Annotated in this window: 19 protein-coding genes; 12 read left to right on the forward strand and 7 right to left on the reverse strand. The window is 69.7% G+C overall.

Annotated elements, in window-relative coordinates:
* Window position 1 precedes the first annotated feature (1 nt).
* Window positions 2-775 carry a TrmB family transcriptional regulator gene (locus NO978_RS08975; RefSeq protein WP_257299250.1) on the forward strand — a complete coding sequence of 258 codons (774 nt, stop codon included), beginning with the start codon at window positions 2-4 and terminating at the stop codon, window positions 773-775.
* Between the two features lie 173 nt (window positions 776-948).
* Complete coding sequence (locus NO978_RS08980; protein ID WP_257299251.1) at window positions 949-1,224, forward strand: hypothetical protein; 276 nt, start codon at window positions 949-951, stop codon at window positions 1,222-1,224.
* A gap of 108 nt (window positions 1,225-1,332) precedes the next feature.
* On the opposite strand, the gene NO978_RS08985 is transcribed toward NO978_RS08980, so the two are convergent.
* On the reverse strand, window positions 1,333-1,680 hold the full coding sequence (locus tag NO978_RS08985; RefSeq protein WP_257299252.1) for a TRAM domain-containing protein: 348 nt from the start codon (window positions 1,678-1,680) through the stop codon (window positions 1,333-1,335).
* A gap of 108 nt (window positions 1,681-1,788) precedes the next feature.
* Window positions 1,789-3,018 carry an MFS transporter gene (locus NO978_RS08990; protein ID WP_257299253.1) on the reverse strand — a complete coding sequence of 410 codons (1,230 nt, stop codon included), beginning with the start codon at window positions 3,016-3,018 and terminating at the stop codon, window positions 1,789-1,791.
* A gap of 242 nt (window positions 3,019-3,260) precedes the next feature.
* Between NO978_RS08990 and NO978_RS08995 the strand changes: the two genes are divergently transcribed.
* Window positions 3,261-3,935 (forward strand): rhodanese-like domain-containing protein, encoded by a 675-nt coding sequence (locus tag NO978_RS08995; RefSeq protein ID WP_257299254.1) that lies wholly within the window; start codon window positions 3,261-3,263, stop codon window positions 3,933-3,935.
* Between the two features lie 12 nt (window positions 3,936-3,947).
* Here NO978_RS08995 and NO978_RS09000 read toward each other — a convergent pair whose 3' ends face one another.
* From NO978_RS09000 to NO978_RS09010, 3 genes are all read right to left on the reverse strand, one after another.
* Complete coding sequence (locus tag NO978_RS09000; RefSeq protein WP_175526494.1) at window positions 3,948-4,100, reverse strand: hypothetical protein; 153 nt, start codon at window positions 4,098-4,100, stop codon at window positions 3,948-3,950.
* Window positions 4,101-4,243: 143 nt separating this feature from the next.
* Window positions 4,244-5,545, reverse strand: a complete 1,302-nt coding sequence (locus NO978_RS09005) for an NADH:flavin oxidoreductase (RefSeq protein ID WP_257299255.1) — start codon at window positions 5,543-5,545, stop codon at window positions 4,244-4,246.
* A gap of 55 nt (window positions 5,546-5,600) precedes the next feature.
* Window positions 5,601-7,040, reverse strand: a complete 1,440-nt coding sequence (locus NO978_RS09010) for an MFS transporter (protein WP_257299257.1) — start codon at window positions 7,038-7,040, stop codon at window positions 5,601-5,603.
* A 271-nt stretch (window positions 7,041-7,311) separates the two neighbouring features.
* On the opposite strand from NO978_RS09010, the gene NO978_RS09015 reads away from it, so the two are divergent.
* From NO978_RS09015 to NO978_RS09050, 8 genes are all read left to right on the forward strand, one after another.
* Entirely contained in the window at window positions 7,312-9,714 is a 2,403-nt protein-coding gene (locus NO978_RS09015; protein ID WP_257299258.1) for an ATP-dependent DNA helicase, read from the forward strand.
* Window positions 9,714-10,238 carry a KEOPS complex subunit Cgi121 gene (gene cgi121, locus NO978_RS09020; RefSeq protein WP_257299259.1) on the forward strand — a complete coding sequence of 175 codons (525 nt, stop codon included), beginning with the start codon at window positions 9,714-9,716 and terminating at the stop codon, window positions 10,236-10,238. The genes NO978_RS09015 and cgi121 overlap by 1 nt, the downstream gene beginning before the upstream one ends.
* A 68-nt stretch (window positions 10,239-10,306) precedes the next feature.
* Window positions 10,307-10,555, forward strand: coding sequence for a ferredoxin (locus tag NO978_RS09025; protein WP_257299261.1), 249 nt, complete (start codon window positions 10,307-10,309; stop codon window positions 10,553-10,555).
* A 51-nt stretch (window positions 10,556-10,606) separates the two neighbouring features.
* Window positions 10,607-12,586: a bacterio-opsin activator domain-containing protein gene (locus tag NO978_RS09030; RefSeq protein WP_257299262.1), complete on the forward strand. Its 1,980-nt coding sequence runs from the start codon at window positions 10,607-10,609 to the stop codon at window positions 12,584-12,586.
* A gap of 244 nt (window positions 12,587-12,830) precedes the next feature.
* Window positions 12,831-13,562 carry a bacteriorhodopsin gene (locus NO978_RS09035; protein ID WP_257299264.1) on the forward strand — a complete coding sequence of 244 codons (732 nt, stop codon included), beginning with the start codon at window positions 12,831-12,833 and terminating at the stop codon, window positions 13,560-13,562.
* A gap of 68 nt (window positions 13,563-13,630) precedes the next feature.
* Window positions 13,631-14,416: a lycopene cyclase domain-containing protein gene (locus NO978_RS09040; protein ID WP_257299265.1), complete on the forward strand. Its 786-nt coding sequence runs from the start codon at window positions 13,631-13,633 to the stop codon at window positions 14,414-14,416.
* Window positions 14,407-15,426 carry a Brp/Blh family beta-carotene 15,15'-dioxygenase gene (locus tag NO978_RS09045; RefSeq protein ID WP_257299266.1) on the forward strand — a complete coding sequence of 340 codons (1,020 nt, stop codon included), beginning with the start codon at window positions 14,407-14,409 and terminating at the stop codon, window positions 15,424-15,426. Before NO978_RS09040 ends, NO978_RS09045 begins: the two co-directional genes overlap by 10 nt.
* A gap of 62 nt (window positions 15,427-15,488) precedes the next feature.
* Window positions 15,489-15,629: a hypothetical protein gene (locus tag NO978_RS09050; protein ID WP_257299268.1), complete on the forward strand. Its 141-nt coding sequence runs from the start codon at window positions 15,489-15,491 to the stop codon at window positions 15,627-15,629.
* Window positions 15,630-15,637: 8 nt separating this feature from the next.
* On the opposite strand, the gene mdh is transcribed toward NO978_RS09050, so the two are convergent.
* Both mdh and NO978_RS09060 read right to left on the reverse strand, forming a co-directional pair.
* The gene (gene mdh, locus NO978_RS09055) at window positions 15,638-16,552 is read right to left on the reverse strand and encodes a malate dehydrogenase (protein ID WP_257299270.1); all 915 of its coding nucleotides are present in this window, start codon (window positions 16,550-16,552) and stop codon (window positions 15,638-15,640) included.
* A gap of 87 nt (window positions 16,553-16,639) precedes the next feature.
* Window positions 16,640-17,365 carry a cohesin domain-containing protein gene (locus tag NO978_RS09060; protein WP_257299271.1) on the reverse strand — a complete coding sequence of 242 codons (726 nt, stop codon included), beginning with the start codon at window positions 17,363-17,365 and terminating at the stop codon, window positions 16,640-16,642.
* 169 nt (window positions 17,366-17,534) lie between these two features.
* Here NO978_RS09060 and NO978_RS09065 point away from each other — a divergent pair, with 169 nt between their 5' ends.
* Window positions 17,535-18,152 carry an Sjogren's syndrome/scleroderma autoantigen 1 family protein gene (locus NO978_RS09065; RefSeq protein WP_257299272.1) on the forward strand — a complete coding sequence of 206 codons (618 nt, stop codon included), beginning with the start codon at window positions 17,535-17,537 and terminating at the stop codon, window positions 18,150-18,152.
* Window positions 18,153-18,161: the final 9 nt, after the last annotated feature.

Raw genomic sequence — 18,161 nt, forward strand, 5'->3', positions numbered from 1 at the left:
GATGGTGTCCGAGTCCGAGGCGGTCGACGCACTCGAACGACTCGGGCTGACCAGCTACGAGGCCGGCGTCTTCGTCGCCCTGCAGAAGCTGGGCTCGGGCACCGCCCGGGAGATTGCCAGGTGCTCCGACGTTCCCCGGTCGCAGGTGTACACCACCGCCGAGTCGCTGGAGGACCGTGGGCTCATCGAGGAGCAACACGCCACGCCCATCGAGTACCGGGCGGTCGCACCCGACGAGGCACGGGCGCGACTGTCGGACCGGCGACGTGACGACGAGCGCCGGGCGTTCGACTACCTCACCGCCGTCGAGCACTCGCTCCAGGACCAGTCGGACACGTCGGCGGATATCTGGACCCTCCGGGGGCGCGACAACGTGACTCGCCGGGTCGTCCAGTTGCTCGACGAGGCCGACGACCGCGTCGTCTTCGGTACCGCCTCCGTCGAACTGTTCCCCAAGACGGTTCGGGACGTGCTCGCTGGGCTCGCCGAAGACGGCGTTCGGGTCGTCGTCGTGAGCCGTGACCCGGAGGTCCTGGCCCACGCCGAGTCGCTCCCGGGCGTGGACTCCTGGTCGCTCGACAGGTCGTACGTCACGGACATCGAGGGCGGGCGCCTGCTCACCATCGACGGGGAGGCAATCCTGCTCAGCGTGCTCGGGGCCGGCGTCGAGCAGTTCGACGAGGAGCACGCCCTCTGGAGCAGCGGCTCGCAGTTCGCGACGGCCCTGTTGCAGCTGGTCGACGGCTGGTTCGACCGGGAGCTGGCCGTGGCGTAGGCCGGGGCCGAACCAGTCGTCGCGTCCGAGCACCACACCGAGCCGACCGACGACCGGCGTCCGACGCCGAAGCCGGTCGTGCTCGCGACGCGGTGGTGAGTCCGCAACGAGTGAGAGGTATCCCCGTCCCCGACCACCGAAATGTACAGGCCGGTCCGCCGCGCGGGGGACGTATGGGGAAAACTGTCGACGACCTCCGGAACGAGATCAGGGAAGCCGTCGGGCGGTACGAGCGGGTCGAATCGACGGCGTTCACCAAGGAGGCGCTCGCTGCGATCTGCGAGGCGGTGGAGTACGACATCGAGGCGGGCTCGCTCCCGTCGAAATCACGGATGCGGGCGGGAATCCGCCGGCAGGTCGGCGAGCTGCCCGAGGACGACACCGACCGCGCGGGGACCGCGTTCAGGAAGGCGGAGCTCGAGGCCATCGCGGCCGCGCTCGCGGAGTAGCCGCCGACAGGGCCGGGGGAGCCCGACCGAGTGGCGGGTGTCGGCCCCGGTATCGACGAGACACCCTGCTGGTTCCGAGCCGACAGCAAAGCGGGGTCGTCCGGCGCGCTACCCGACGACCGTGGCGTCGGCGGAGGTGCCACCACGGTTGAACGACGTTATTTTCACCCGGACCACGTCGCCGACCGCCGCACCCGAGGGCACGTCCTCGGCGAAGACGACGAACCCCTCGACCTTGCCGACCGCAACGCGCTCGCCGGAGTGGTGGTCGCTGAACTCGGTGATGCCGAACTCGACGGTGTCGCCGATGTCGACCGGTGCGTCGCGCTGCTGGGCCGACTCGTGGGCGCGCTTCGACGCGCGGGCGTCGCTGCTGCCGCGTCGCCGAAGGCCGACCACGACGGCGACGAGGAGCACGACCGCTGCCACACCGCCGGCGATGTAGAGCTGCTGCATGGACGCGTGGTTGCCCTCGACCCGCATATAGGTTGGAGCTTCACTCCTCGGGACCGGTACGACGAGCACGAGGACGATTCGAACTGACCACCGGCGCGGACGGTCCGCCTACGGCTCGGGTGCCTGCCACGCAACCGCAACGCCGACGAGACCGAGCAGTCCCGCGACGAGGAACGCGACGTCGTAGCTCGTCGCGTCGATGAGAGCGCCCCCCACGATAGGTGCGGCGAACGCCCCCGCGAGCCCGACACTCGTCAGGAAGGCGACGGCCGTGGCGGCGACCGCCGGCTCGACGAGCTCGCGGACGTAGGCGAACACGAGGCCGAGGCAGAGCTGGATTGCGAAGCCGGCGACCAGCAGCGCGGCGACGACGAGCGCCACGGTGGGCAGGAAGGTGAAAGCGGCGACGACTGGTGTCGCAGCCACGAAGGACGCGAGCACGACCGGGCGACGGCGACCCCCGAACAGCCGGTCCGAGAGCACGCCGCCGCTGATGCGCGAGAGCACACCGACGGCCGGGAACAGCGCCGAGAGCGCGCCGCTCGCGACGAGCGTCAGCCCGAGTTCGTCGGTCAGGTAGGACGGCGCCCAGCTGTTGACGAACAGGTACAGCGAGTAGCTGAGGAAGCCGAGGATGCCGACGAGCCAGACGCGGCGGTCGGTGACGACCCGCGAGAGGTCCGCGAACGTGGGCGTCGGCGTGTCGGTCGCTCGACCGCTCCCGCGGCTGGTCGGCCAGAACAGCGCGAGGCCGACGAGGGAGAGCGCGGTGAACGCCGGGAAGACCGCGGGCCAGCCGAACGCTTCGGCGACCAGCGGTGCGGCAGCCTGCCCGACGGCGAAACCGACCGGGCCGCTGGCGGTGAACGTCGCGACGGCGGTCGCCTGGCGCTCGGACTCGAACGACCGCCCGACGACGTCGATACCGGCGTTCCAGACGACGACGTAGGCGAGCCCGCCGAGCACGCGCGAGGCGAGCACCAGCGCGAAGGACTCGATGCTCGCGGCGTACCAGCCCCAGACGCCGGCGACGAGCAGGAGGCCGACCGCGACGGCGACCGCGTGCCGGGAGTTCGTCCGGTCGAGGACGACGCCGGCCGGGATGCTGGCGACGACGGCGGTGCCGAACATCACGCTGACGATGAGCCCGGCCGCGGAAGGGCCGATGTCGAGCGACTGGCGGATGAGCGTCGTCACGCTCGCCGGCGCGAGCTCGTAGGCACCGAGCGAGACGGACATGATGCTCGCACCGACGAGCAGCCCCCAGCGGGCGCGCTCGCTGGAGACGGCCGGTCCCTCGGACGGCCCGTCCTCGCTGGTCGCGTCGGTCGTGGACACGGCACACCGGTTCCCCCGGTGGCCGTATCAAGCTGTTGTGGGAACTGTTCACTGATGTCACGTCTCGTTGCGGTCGGCGAGAGCGTGGCCCCTGCCGTCACGTGCGTACCCCCGGCCAGCACGACCGCTTCGAGTGGTTCGGCTGGGTCCGAACGACGCCTCAGTCGCTCGTTCTCCAGTTGAAACGGAGGGGGATACGGGAGACCAACACGGCTATTCGTGACGGGTACTTAGCGGCGCCCATGCGACGACGTACGTTCCTCGCGAGTTCCGCTGGTCTCGGTGTCGCCGGTCTCGCAGGCTGTCTCGGAGGCGGAAACGAAAACGTGACTGTGGCGGACGGGGAGACGATAACGCTCACACCCGTCGACAAGACGTACGAGTGGTTCCAGAGCGACGCCGCCCGGTTCGTGGACGCTCGTGGGACCGGCCAGTACGAGCAGTCCCACATCGTCGGGGCCGTGAGCAGTCCGGCCGCGAACCCGGGCGGGCCGGGCGACCCGGTGATGGACTGGCCCACCGACGCCCGCATCGTCTGCTACTGCGGCTGTCCCCACCACCTCTCGTCCCTGCGTGCCGCTCACCTCCAGAAGAACGGCTACTCGAACGTCTCCGTCATCGACGAGGGGTTCTTCGAGTGGGCGGACCGCGGCTATCCGATCACCGGCCAGTCGAGCACCGCGTTCTACGAGATCACCGGCGAGACGGACCCCGCGGATGCCGGCGAGATGGCCTGGGTGCGTGACCTCGCCTCGGACCAGGACGAGGCCGCACCCATCGCCGCGGACGGCTCGTACACCGTCCACGTCCGGTTCGCGGACATCACGGACGACACCGTGTTGACGCTCTCGACACCCTCGTACACCGTCGAGGCACCGCTGGGCAGGCTCACCGACGGACCCGTCACCGGCCCCTGACCCGGGGACGCGTTACCCTTGCGCCTGCTCGAGCAGGCAGGAGATGCTGCAGTAGTAGTGCCTGATCTGCTGGGTCGAACCCTTGTACTCCATCGGCTTGACGACCTCGATGTGCGTCTCTGCCTCTTCGTCGATATCGTCCATGCAGACGTTACACTGAGTCATGTCCTATCGAACCCCCGTGTGGTGCCACCCGTGCACTGAGACCGACCCCATGTGACTGGTGTACACGACCCTGCGGACTACACAATCATAAGGTTTGTAGCCACTCACGCGGCTCCACCCGGGATATTCCGGGTTCGACTGCCTCAGCGGCCGGTCTCGTACGCGCCGTCGCGCTCGCGACGGGCACGCTCGCGGACGACACTCGGCGTGCGACAGCGGCCCGGCTCGTCCGTGACCTGCGGGACGGTGCAGTTGTTGCAGTTCTCACAGAGTGCGCCGGTCCCCGGCGGCACCCCGCCGAGCAGCCGCGCCGGGAGCTTCGGTTCGGCGTAGAACGGCCGCGCCATGCCGACGAGGTCGCACGACTCGCCGAGCAGCCGGTCGATGCGACCGCGCTTCCGGATGCCGCCCTCCAGCATGACCGGCACGTCCACGGCCTCGCGGATACGGCGGGCGATATCGGCGTTCCACGCCGGCTCGAACCCGTAGAACAGCGACTCGACCCGGTTCCCGACCTTCACCGCCTCGGTGCGGAGTCGGCCCCCGAACGCCTCGTGGTACGCGGGCTGGAGCGACGACTCACCCCACGCCCTGGCGGGGTACTCGCCGCGGACGATGCTCATGTCCCAGACCACCGAGGTCTCGACCGGCGCGAGCGCGTCGTAGCCGATCTCCGCGAGCCGTTCGGCGACGACGACCGCGTCGTCGGCGTCGATGCGCCGGCGGACGACCGGCGGGCTTGGCGTCTCCACCGGCACCTTCGCCACCAGCGGCGCGTCGCCCGCCCGCTCGCGGAACTCGTCGTGCAGCAGTTCCAGGAACCGCACGCCGTCCGCGAACTCGTCGTCGCGCCGGTTGTAGAACGGGCTGAGGAACTGCTGGACGATGCCCATGTTGGCCCCGGCGACGTGGACGCCGTCGTAGCCCGCGTCGATGGCCCGTGCGCCCGCGGTTGCGAAGTCCCGGGCCAGCTCCCGCGCTTCCTGGGTCGAGAGGACGTGCGGCGAGAACTCGAGGAACCCTAACCGGTCGAGCAGCCGGAGCTGCCACGGCGGGCGCGAGACGGCGAGCTGCTCGAGCTCCGGATGTCGGGCTCGATAGCCGGCGTGCCACGTCTCCATGCTGCGGAGGCCGCCGTGTTCGAGCTGGCAGAAGATGTGACTCCCGTGCTCGTGGATTCGGTCGGTGAGCCGTTCGAGTTCGGCGACGAACGCGGGGTCGTGGACCCGGGTCATCTCCGGCGCGGCACAGCCGCCCTCGCCGCGGACGATGGTCGCACCCTGGCAGAGCAGGCCGGCACCGGCCGCCGCGCCCGGTTCGAGGTCGGCGATGAGCGTCTCGACCGCGCCGTCGCCGGTGCCCGCACACTCCAGCAACGGCGCACGGTAGAGCCGGTTCGGGAGGGTCAGCGACCCGATGTCGACCGGGTCGTCGAGCGTCGGCATGGGAAGGGGTTCGGCTGCGAGCGAGGAAAACCCGTGGGATGGTCGGCGGGACGAACTACTCCCCGTCGCCGTCACCCGCCGCCGTCACGTCGAACGCGGCGGGGTCGGCGTCCGCGACGGAGGGGAGTCGTCGGATCCGCGGGCGCAGCAGCGTGTACAGCCCCGTGAACCCGAAGCCGAGGGCGGCGAGACCCATGGTCGTCGTCGTTCCCAGCACCGCGGCGACGACCCCACCGACGAGCGAGCCGAGCGGCAGCGTCGCGCCGGAGGCGGTCCCCTTGACCGAGGAGACGCGTCCCAGCAGGTCCTTCGGGAACACCGTCTGGTTCAGCGTGGCGGTGAGCACCCCGCTCGCGCCGGCGGGCACCCACGAGAGCCCGAACAGGACGACGGTGAGCGCGGGCGTCGGCGCGTAGACCGCGGCGAGCCAGCAGCACGCGCCGAGCGAGTGGCCGACGAGCAGCAGTTTCCCGTACTGGACGCGCTCCAGAGAGGGGGCGACGACCGAGCCCACGAGCCGGCCGATGCCGAGCGCGCCGAGCAGCAGGCCGTAGACGGCGGGGCCGCCGAGGCCGTCGCCGAACGACGGCAGGATGGCGAGCGTGACGCCGACGGCGAAGTTAGCGACCGCCGTCATGAGTATCAGTTCGACGAAGACGCTCCCGCGGAGGGTGTCGATACCCGCGCGGAGGTCGTCGAGGTAGGCATCGAGGACTGACTCGTCGGTGCCGTCCTCGGTCTCGGTCGGCTGCTCGTCCTCGCTGTCGCCGGTTCGGATGCCGATACCGGCGAACAGCAGCGCGGCGAGCGCGAACGTCACCGAGTCGAACAGGAACAGCGTCGTCGCGCCGAAGACGGCGATGAACGCGCCGCCGAGCGCGTCGAACACCATGTCCAGCCCGAGCGTGACGGTCGCGAGCGTGGAGTTGGCCTTCGAGAGCCGCGTCTCGGGAACGATGCGGGGAAGCAGCGTCGTCTGCATCGGTGCCATCACCAGCGTCGACAGCACCAGCAGCGGGACGACGGCGAGGATGACCTCGACGGTCAGGTTTCCCGTCGCCGCCGCGAGCGGCAGGACGAGGACGACCACGCCCTGGACGACCTGCGAGCCCACGAGCACGGGCTTGAGCGGCAGGCGGTCCACGACGGGGCCGGCGAGTATCTGGAGCAGCCACGGCAACAGCAGCATCGAGTTCGCGATGCCGGTCAGCACCGTCGAGCCGCTGAGCTCGAAGACGAGCCAGAGGACGGCGACGGTGTAGAGGCTGTCCCCCGCGTTGGTGACGAACTGCCCGGCGAAGAAGCGCCGGAAGTCGCGGTTGTGCCGGAGCGGTCGCTGTCGGTCGGCGGGCGATGCGTGGTCGGCGGGCGGTTCGGCGTCGGTAGGCGATGCGTGGTCGGTCGACGAGCCGTTGTTGGTCGTCGATTCGTCTGTACGAGCTTCGGCGTCGTGTGAGTCGCGGCTCTGGGCCGGCGACTCGGTCGATGTCGGCATCTGTGTCTGTGTTCGAGTGGGACACTGCGGCTACGGACGTAGCGAGGCGAACCCGAGTGCTGCAGCTATCGGGCCCGCACAGAAGCCGGCGGCGAGCGGGGGTCGAACACCGGACGACCGAGATGCCGGCGAGTCATGGAACGCTCTACCCGTGCTGTGGACGGCCCCATATAAAGAACTGGGGCCGGTGTGACACAGGAACACATACGCGCCGGGAGACGAGCGAGCAATCACGACAGTTTAAACCACGACAGGAGCCAAGGGAGGGTAGATGAAGACAGCGGACGTGCCGGGAGTGCCCTCGGCCTTCGTCGACCAGCTCCACGAGCAGGGCATCGACGAGCTGTACCCGCCCCAGGCCGAGGCGGTCGAGGCCGGCGTGACCGACGGCCAGAGCCTCGTCGCCTCCGTCCCGACGGCGTCGGGGAAGACGCTCGTCGCCCAGCTGGCGATGCTGTCGGCGGTTCAGCGCGGCGGGAAGGCGCTGTACATCGTCCCGCTGCGGGCGTTGGCGTCGGAGAAGAAGGCCGAGTTCGAGGCGTTCGAGCAGTTCGGCGTGAGCGTCGGCGTCACGACGGGCAACTACGAGTCCGAGGGCGGCTGGCTCGCCGAGAAGGACATCGTCGTCGCGACGAGCGAGAAGGTCGACTCGCTGGTGCGCAACGGCGCGCCGTGGCTGGAGGACCTGACCTGCGTCGTCGCCGACGAGGTCCACCTCATCGACGACCGGAACCGCGGGCCGACGCTGGAGGTCACCCTCGCGAAGCTCCGGCAGGTGAATCCCGGGCTGCAGGTCGTCGCTCTCTCCGCGACGGTCGGCAACGCCGGGGACATCGCCGAGTGGCTGGACGCCGAACTCGTCGACTCGGACTGGCGGCCCATCGAGCTCCGGAAGGGCGTCCACTACGGGCAGGCGCTCCACTTCGAGGACGACACCACGAGGGAGGTGCCGGTCCGGGACGGCGAGAAGCAGACCGCCGGGCTGGTGCGCGATACGCTCTCCGAGGGGGGCTCCTCGCTGGTGTTCGTCAACTCCCGGCGGAACGCCGAGGCCGCGGCCCGGCGGCTCGGCGACGTGGTCGAGCCGTTCCTCGATAGCGAGACGAAGGAGACGCTCGCCGAACTCGCCGACGAGATACGGGACGTGAGCGACGCGGACACGAGCGACGACCTCGCCGACGCCGTCGCCAAGGGCGCGGCGTTCCACCACGCCGGGCTGGCCAGGGGACACCGCCAGCTCGTCGAGGACGCGTTCCGCGACCGTACGCTGAAGGTCGTGAGCGCGACGCCGACGCTCGCCGCCGGGGTGAACACACCGAGCCGACGGGTCGTCGTGCGAGACTGGCGGCGCTACGACGGCACCGGGATGCAGCCCCTCTCGGTGCTGGAGGTCCACCAGATGATGGGGCGGGCGGGCCGCCCGGGCCGCGACCCCTACGGCGAGGCCGTGCTGCTCGCGAACAGCCACGAGGACATCGAGGAGCTGCAAGCGCGGTACGTCGACGCCGAGCCCGAGGACGTGCGCTCGAAGCTGGCGGCCGAGCCGGCGATGCGGACCCACGTGCTGGCGACCATCGCGTCGGGCTTCGCCCGAACCCGCGAAGGCTTGCTGTCGTTCCTCGAACGCACGCTCTACGCCAGCCAGTCCACCGAGGAGGGGCGACTGGAGCGCGTCGCCGACAGCGTCGTCGACTACCTCGTCCAGAACGGCTTCGTCGAGCGCGACGGCGACGAGCTGACGGCGACGAACGTCGGCCACACCGTCTCGATGCTCTATCTGGACCCGATGAGCGCGGCGACCATCATCGACGGGCTGGAGTCCATCGCGGGCGCGACCGAGCCGACGACCGAGTTCGAGCCCGAGGAGACGACGGCGGGCTTCCAGACGTTCAGCCGGAGCGACGACGACGAGGAACAGGCCGCCGACGATGGCGACGCACCGGCCGCCGCGGACACCGGCGTCGAGAAGCCGACGCCGCTCGGGCTCTACCAGCTGCTCTCGCGAACGCCGGACATGTACGAGCTGTACCTGAAATCCGGCGACAGGGAGGAGTTCACCGAGGTGTTCTACGAACGCGAGGAGGAGCTGCTCGGGCCCGCGCCGACGGAGTACGAGGAGGACCGGTTCGAGGACTGGCTCTCTGCGCTCAAGACCGCCCGGATGCTGGAGGACTGGGCCGACGAGGTCGACGAGGACCGCATCACCGAGCGCTACGACGTGGGGCCGGGCGACCTGCGCGGGAAGGTCGAGACGGCGGAGTGGCTGCTCGGCGCGACCGAACGCGTCGCCGGCGAGCTCGACCTCCCCGGCCCGGTCACGGTCGGGGTTCGCGAGGCCAAGAAACGGGTGCAGGACGGCGTCCGCGAGGAGCTGCTCGAACTCGTCTCCGTGCGCGAGGTCGGCCGCAAGCGTGCCCGGCGGCTCTACGACGCCGGTATCGAGGATCGCGAGGCCCTCCGCACGGTCGACAAGTCGGTCGTGCTCGCCGCGCTGGGCGACCGGCCGAAGACCGCCGAGACCATCATGGGGAACGCCGGCCGGGAGGACCCCTCTGTCGAGGGCGTCGACCCCGCGAGCGAGGTGGTCGCGGACGGCGACGGCGACACCGACGACACCACGAGAGACGGGCAGGACGACGAACCGCAGAGCCAGACCAGCCTGGGTGACTTCTGATGCGGGTGGTCCAGGGCCGGACGACGGTCGCCGACGTGGACGACCTCCTCGCGTTCCTCGATGCCGTCGCCGACGAGCACGGCTGCGTCGTCCAGGCGTTCGACCCGCGGTACGTCGTCGACGAGGCCCACCTCCGCGTTGCGGTCGACCGCGCCGCGCGGGCCTGGCGGCGCGACGACGGCATCGCCCGCGACCCCGGCGTCGAGGTGCTGCTGTACGCCGCGGGCCGGCGGCAGATATCCCGCGCGCTCGAACTCGGCGTGGGCGAAGGCGACGACGTGCCGGTCGTCGCCGTGGTCGTGAGTGAGTTCCCCGACGAGCCGTTCGAGACGGACGACCGCGAGGCCGCCGCGGCGGACGCGCTCGCCACCGAGTGGGCCGACGACGAAGTGCTCGAAGGGGTCACCGACGAGGCCCAGGTCTGCGAGTTCTTCGACATCGGCGAGGCGGAGCGCGCCGCCACCGACGCCTCCCTCTCCGAGCTGGTCCGCGAGCGCGTGTCGCTGCTCGTCGTCGAGAAGTAGCCGGCAGCGCCGCCACGAACGGTCGCCGCCCCGTCAATCATTTACCCGTCTCGGACGAACGCCAGCGCATGCGAGTCGAGTTCGACCGGGACACCTGTATCGGGATGTTCCAGTGTGTGGCGGAGTGGGGCGAGGGGTTCGAGAAGGACACCGACGACGGGAAAGCCGACCTCGTCGGCGGTGAGGAGGTCGACGACGACATCTTCGTCCGCGAGGTTCCCGAGGGAGCGGAGCTGGATGCGAAGTTCGCGGCGCGGTCGTGTCCCGTCGACGCCATCGTCGTGTACGACGACGACGGGGAGCAGCTGGTGCCGTAGCGTGCGAACGACTGGCAAGTGCTTTAGGGTGGGAATCCGATAGGAGTATTCATGAGTGCGACTCCCCGGATTCTCGTCGTCGACGGCAACGAGGACCGGGCTGCGGAGACGGCGACTGTACTGACGGACCTCGGTGCCGACGCGGACATCGAGATCGCCGAGAGTGACGACGAGGCACTCTCTGCCATCGGGCGGGCGGTGCCGGACTGTGTCGTGAGCGAGCAGGAACTGGGCGAGCGGACCGGCCTGGAGCTGCTCGAGACCATCCGTGCGGTCCACGGGCGGGTGCCGGTCGTGCTGTGTACCGCGATGGGGAGCGAGCGGGTGGCCGAACGGGCCGTCGCGGCGGACGTCGACGGCTACGTGCGACGGGAAACCGGCGACTGGGAGGACCGACTCCGCGAGCGCGTCGACGCGTGTCTGGACGCCGACTCTGGCACGGACCGGCTGAAGGAGCGGGCGCTGGACGAGGCGCCGGTCGGCATCACCATCGCCGACGCGAACGCGCCGGACATGCCGCTGGTGTACGTCAACGAGTCGTTCGAGCGGCTCACCGGCTACGAGCGCGAGTTCGCCATCGGCCGGAACTGCCGGTTCCTCCAGGGCGAGGACTCGGACCCCGAGGCGATCCAGGCGATGCGTGACGCCATCGAAGCCCAGGAGTCGGAGTCGGTCGAACTGGTGAACTACACGAAAGACGGCGAGCGGTTCTGGAACCGTGTGGACATCGCACCGGTACGGAACAGCGCGGGCGAAGTGACTCACTACGTTGGCTTCCAGACGGACGTGACCGACCGCGTGGACGCCGAGCGTACGGCCGAACACCGCGCCGCGATGCTGGACACCGAGCGCGCGGGGCTCGAACACCTCCTCGACCGTGTCAACGGCGTGGTTCAGGAGACGACGCGGGCGCTGGTCGAGTCGACCACCCGGGCGGGCATCGAACGGAACGTCACCGAGCTGCTCGCCGACACCGACCCGTACACCTGCGCGTGGATCGGCGAACCGGACCTGGCGGACGACAGCATTCGGCCGAGCGCCATCGTCGGCGGGAGCAGTGATGACGACGCACTCGAGCTCAGCCGGAGCGACGGGCCGGTCGCCCGTGCCATCGAGACGGGCGAGGTGCAGGTCGCGACCGTCGAGGAGCTGTCGACGGCGGCGTGGCACGAGGCGCGAACCGACGGCCAGTTCGAGATGCTGGCGGCCATCCCGCTGGTGTACCGTGACGCGCGCTACGGCGTGCTGACGGTGTACACCTCCGACGCGGAGGCGCTGGACGAACGCGAGGCGGCCATCCTCGCTGCGCTCGGCCGGATGGTCGCGACGGCGGTGTCGGCGGCGGAGACGCGCCGCACGCTGACCGCGGACGACATCGTCGAGCTCTCGTTCCACGTCGACGACCCGGCGGTGTTCTTCGTGGACGTGGCACAGCAGGCGGACGCGACGCTCTCGTACGCGGGCTCGGTGTACCGCGACGACGACACGCTCGGGATGTTCTTCACCGTCGAGTCGGACGACCCCGACGCGGTGGTCGCGATCGCCGAGGAGCACGACGACGTGGCCGCGGCGAAGGTCATCACCCGGAACGAGGGCATCTCGCTCGTCGAGTTCAGCATCGGGAGCTCCGGACTGCTCTCGACGCTCGCGGAGTACGGCGGCGACGTGACCGACATCGAGGCGTCGCCGGAGACGACGACCGTGGAGGTCGAGCTTCCCCGGGAGGCAAACGCGCGGACCGTGGTCGACAACGTCGAGCAGGCGTTCGAGGGCGTCAGCCTGGGTGCGTACCGCGAGCGCCAGCGCGCCGCGACGACGAAACAGGAGTTCATCGCCGCGCTGGAGGACGAGCTGACCGACCGCCAGCTGACCGCCCTCCAGCGTGCGTACTTCGGGGACTTCTTCGAGTGGCCGCGCCCGACGAGCGGGGACGACCTCGCGGAGTCGATGGGCATCGCGCGCTCGACGTACCATCAGCACCTCCGTGCGGCCGAGCGCAAGCTGGTCGGCGAGTTCTTCGACCGACCGTAGCCCAACCAGTTGGGTGCAAAAGCTCGTTTTTTCGGCAGCCTCTAACTGGTTGGGTGTTAGAAGCGAGTTCGCTGGCCGAAGCCACTCACGAGCCACGGGCCATGTTAATATATGCCATGACATAGCAGGCAATTTTTGCACTGGCTCCCCTAACAAATTGGTGTGTCGTATTTACACCGTGAAAAAGACACAACTAGTTCGGCACTCATCATAATCCAGCGGGCATCGTATGTCTACCCGTAGCATGGCAGTACCAGGAGACGAAGCAATCTGGCTATGGATAGGCACGGCAGGCATGACACTCGGCACCCTCGCGTTCATCGCGATGGGCTGGAACGAGACTGACGACCGCAAGAAGACGTACTACATCGTCACGACGTTCATCCCAGCCATCGCAGCGGTGTCGTACTTCTCGATGGCGACAGGGTTCGGCGTCATCGACATCCCGAATCACGACTACCCGGTGTACTGGGCGCGGTACGCTGACTGGCTGTTCACCACGCCGCTACTCCTGCTCGACCTCGCGCTACTCGCCGGGGCGAGCCGGAACACCATCGGGACGCTCGTCGGCCTCGACATCGCGATGATCGTCACGGGGCTCGGCGGCGCACTGGCGACCGAGGGGGAGGCCCTCCGCATCGCCTGGTGGGGCATCAGCTGCGGGTTCTTCCTCGTCCTGCTGTACTTCTTGGTCGGGCGGCTCACCGCCCGCGCCCAGGAGCAGCCCGGCGAGGTCGGCAGCCTGTTCGGAACACTACGGAACCTGACGATGGTGCTCTGGTTCGCCTACCCGGTGGTGTGGCTCGTCGGCACCGAGGGGCTTGCCATCGTCGGAATCGTCCCCGAGACGGCCATCTTCATGGTGCTCGACCTGAGCGCGAAGGTCGGCTTCGGCTTCCTGCTGCTGCGGAGCCACGCCGTCCTCGACTCCGTCGAGACCGAGACCGGTGCCGCTGAGAGCCCGGAAGCCGCCTGAATCGCCACCGGACCACACCGCACAGCCACCGACACACCGCTGTAAACGTTCACCACATCCCATCCCCGATGACCAGCATCCCGTCGTACGCCGCGTTCCTCGTCGTGTTCGTGGGTATCCCTATCGCGATGCTGGTCCGCAGGGGTCGGCGCGAGCGTCGTCGCCACGCCGCGGTCGCAACCGGCCTGATGGTCGCGGCGGCGCTCGCGTACACGACACCCTGGGACAACTATCTCATCGGAGCGGGCGTCTGGTGGTACGGCGACGGCGCGGTCACCGCCCGCATCTGGCTGGCGCCCGTCGAGGAGTACCTGTTCATCGCGCTCCAGCCGGTGCTGGCCGCGCTCTGGATCTACCACCGCGGCTGGGCAGACGCCGGCACCGCCGCCCACGACCCCCCGGCGGCCGACGTGACGACCGACGGCGGCTACGTCACTACGCCAGTACCGCGAGACACGGCGAGGATGGCGTTCCCGCGCGTCGGTGGCGCACTCGCGTGGCTCGCCGTCGCCAGCGTCGGCCTCTGGGCGGTCACCACCGGCCGGGCGTACTACCTCGGCGCGATACTCGCGTGGGCCGCGCCGGTGCTCGCCCTCCAGTGGGCCATCGGCGGCGGCTTCCTCTGGACCATCCGACGGCGGCTGGGCCTGCTCGTCGCGGTCCCGACTGTCTACCTCTGGACGGCCGACTGGCTCGCGATCGAGCTCGGCATCTGGGCCATCTCGTCGACCCACACCATCGGCGTCGGCCTTCTCGGGCTCCCCGCCGAGGAGATGACGTTCTTCCTCGTCACGAACCTGCTCGTCGTCCAGGGAATCGTCCTCTTCCACCGGGTGGTCGAGCGATGGCGGTGAGCGAGACGGCCGTCCGCAAGCGGACCGTCGAGGTGCTGTTCGGTCCCGTCTGGCTCGTCCTCGCCGCGGTCGCGGGCGCGTTCGCGCTCGGCGCGCAGGTGTCGCCCACCCTCGCGGCGGTACCGCTCGTCGCCAGCGTGCTCGTCCTCGGGCTCCCCCACGGCGCGACCGACCACGTCGTCGCCGCCCACAGCGGGCTCTCGCAGCGAGCGTACCGGTTCGTCGCCGCCGTCTACCTCGTCCTCGGCGGGGCGTACCTCGTCGCGTGGTTTCTCGCCCCCGTCGCGTCGTTCGTCTTCTTCATCGCCCTCACGCTCGCCCACTGGGGGCAAGGCGACTGCTACGTGCTCTCCGAGCGCTCCGACGGGCGCTACCCGGCGTCGCGTGGCCACGCCGCGTTGCTCGTCGCGACCCGCGGCTCCCTCCCGATGCTCGTCCCGCTCGTCGCGTTCCCCGGCATCTACGAACGGGTGTTCGCGTGGACCGTGGGCCTGTACGGCGTCGGCCCCAACGCCGTCGCGTGGGCGTTCACGCCGACGGCCCGCACCGTCGTCGCCGGCGCCCTCGCCGTGCTGTTCGCGACGACCCTCGCCGTCGGCTACCGGGTCGACAGCGAGACGTGGCGGCTCGACGCCGCCGAAACCGGGCTACTCGTCGCCTTCTTCGGGCTCGTCCCGCCGCTTTTCGCTATCGGGCTCTACTTCACGCTCTGGCACTCGCTGCGCCACGTCGTCCGCACCGTCCTGCTCGACGAGCCGTCGGTCGACGCACTCGCCCGCGGCGACCGGCTGACCGCCGCCCTGCGGTACGTTCGCGACGCCGCGCCGAACACCGTCGGCGCGCTCGCTGTCCTCGCCGCCGTCTGGGTCGCGGTGCCACGGACGCCTGCCGGCGTCGAGGGCGCGGTCGCGGCGTATCTGGTGCTACTCGCCGTGCTCACGCTCCCGCATTTCCTCGTCGTGAGCGCGCTCGACCGGGCACAGGGGGTCTGGTCCGCGAGAGAGAGCTGACACCGGACCGAAGCATTCCGACACAACAGTTATGATATTCGGTGTCGATGCATCCCATAACCATGTCGACCGACGACTACACCGCTCGTCTCCGCGAGTGGGCGGAACTGCTCGACGTTCGGGTATCGGAGGCACAGGCACGTTCCGCACGCAGCGAGGTCGCCGGACCGCCGTCACAGCGTGACGGCGACGAACCGACGTAGGAACCGAGTTACGCGATCTTCTCGTACTGTTCCGAGAGCTTGTCGGCCGCCTCGCCGAGCTGGTCGCGCTCGAACTCCGAGAGGTCCCACTCGACGACCTCCTCGACGCCGTCACTGCCCAGCTTGACGGGGACGCCGAGACCGACGTCGTCGTGGCCGAACTCGCCCTGGAGCTTGACCGACGCCGGCAGCACCTCGCCGGTGTCGCGCAGGATGGCCTCGACCATGTGGGCGACGCCCGTCGCCGGGCCCCACTCGGTCGCGCCCTTGCGCTCGATGACGTTCATCGCCGACTGCTTGAGATCGCCGAGGATCTCCTCCTTCTCGTCGTCGCTGAACGCGGGGTCCGCACCGTCGACGCGGACCTTCGAGAAGACCGGGACCTGCGCGTCGCCGTGCTCGCCCAGGATGGTCGCCTCGACGTTCTGGACCTGCGTGTCGAAGCGCTCGGAGAGCACGTAGCGGAACCGTGCGGAGTCGAGTCGGCCACCGAAGCCGATGACCTTGTTCCGGTCACGGTCGCCCGCCTCGTACAGGTGACGGTTGAGCAGGTCGACCGGGTTCGACGTCGTCACGGTGACGAAGTCGTCGTTGTGCTCGGCCAGCGAGGAGCCGATGTCCTCCATGATAGGCGCGTTGTCGCCCGCGAGGTCGATGCGGGTCTGGCCAGGCTGGCGCGGGATGCCCGCCGTGATGACCACGACGTCCGAGCCGGCTGTGTCCGCGTAGCTGCCCTGGCGGACGGTCGTGTTCGAGTCGTACGCGATGCCGTGGTTGGCGTCCGCGGCCTGGCCGACCGTCACGTCCTCCTGGTCCGGGATGTCCACGAAGACGAGCTCGTCGACCACGTCACGAAGCGCGAGGTTGTAGCCTGCGGCGGCCCCGACGGTGCCGGCCGCACCGACTACGCTAACTTTCGCCATAACACTCGAAACTGCTCCCGATTCTCGGTTAAACGTGTCGAAGTCGGCATCTCTGGCGACCGCACGCGCGTGGCCCCGACGCGTCGGTCACTTGCCACCGCCGCTGCGCTGGCCGAGCACGTAGCCCCCACCGAGTACGAGGGCCGCACCGGCGACACCACCGGCGACGAGCGTCGGCGAGAGCCCGCCGGTCCCGCCGTCGCTGTCGCCGCCGTTCGACGCGGCGGTGCTGGTACCGTCCCCGCTGGCGGGGTCCTCGCCGTCGCCGCTGCTCGTCCCGGCGGCCGTCCCGTCGTCCGCGGCGGCGTCGTCACCGTCGGCGTCGACATCTGCGCCGCTGCCGTCGACCGTGACGGTGCCGCCCTCGACCGCGGTCGCCAGCTGGCTCGACTCGTCGTTCGCGGAGGTGTCCCCCCCGACGAACGCGAGGTCCGTCTCGTCGCCGCTCTCCCCGACGACGGTGAAGGTGACGCGTGCGACCGTCGGCGACTGCGTCCCGCTGGACTGGGACTGTGTCATGAACAGCCAGCCCTCGTTCGCGTTCTGCACCGGAGCGGAGAAGTCGGCACCCTCCGCTGACTCGAACCGCAGGACCGACGGGTCCCACGTGAGGTTCGCCTGATAGCCCGCGATGTTCTCCCCCTCGACGGCGACCGCAACGGTGACCGTCTCGCCCGGTTCGGCGCTCGCGTCGCCGACCGTTATCGTCGCTTCGGACTGGTCGGCCGCGACGACACCGGGCGTGAGCGCGCCGCAGACCGTCGCCAGGGCCAGCAGGACGACGAGTCCCGACGAATGATCGTTCGATGACATCGTTACCTCCGCTTTCGGCTACAGCGAGATAAACATGCATGCTCAGTGGGTGAGAAAAATACGCGGGTCGGCTGGCGTCGCACGATGACGGCGGGCCTGTCCGGCGGGGAACGCGAGGCGGTACCGAGGAGACGCAGGTTTTTCACCCGGCGGTGCCCTCCACACACGTATGAGTGAGGAGTTCGACAAGGAAGCCGAACGAGAGAAGCTGCGCGAGCAGTTCGCGACCGAGGAGGAGGAACGCGAGCAGACACGTCGGATGAGCGAACTCCTGCTGAAGGGCGCGACGATGACGAACAGACACTGCGACCGCTGTGGCGACCCCGTCTTCCGCCAGAACGGCCAGGAGTTCTGTCCGTCCTGTCAGGGTGGGGAACAGGCGGCCGCCCAGCAGCAACAGCAACAACAACAACAACAGCAGCAACAGTCGGCCAGCGAATCCGAGACGGAGGCAGCACCCGAGCTGGACGAGGCGTCGGAACCCGAGCCGACCACTGGCGGGCCAACTCGCGCCCGTGACCCCACCCCGTCGGAGGCAGCCGAGCTGCCGGACCAATCGCGCGCTCCCGACCGCGAGCGCGTCCAGCGGACGCCGCGGGTCGACGACCGAACCCCGACGACGGCGACGGATAGCACCGAGTTCGACGACGCGGCCGCTGCCATCGAGGAGACCATCCGGCGGTTCAGCGCGGCCGCCGCGAACACCGACGACCCCGCCCGGGCCCGTGAGTACCTGCAGACCGTCCGCGAGGCGACCGACACGCTGGCGGCGCTGCGCGGACGCTGAAGCGAGAAC

It is taken from the genome of Haloarchaeobius sp. FL176, from assembly GCF_024609245.1.
In the GTDB taxonomy this organism is placed as follows: domain Archaea; phylum Halobacteriota; class Halobacteria; order Halobacteriales; family Natrialbaceae; genus Haloarchaeobius.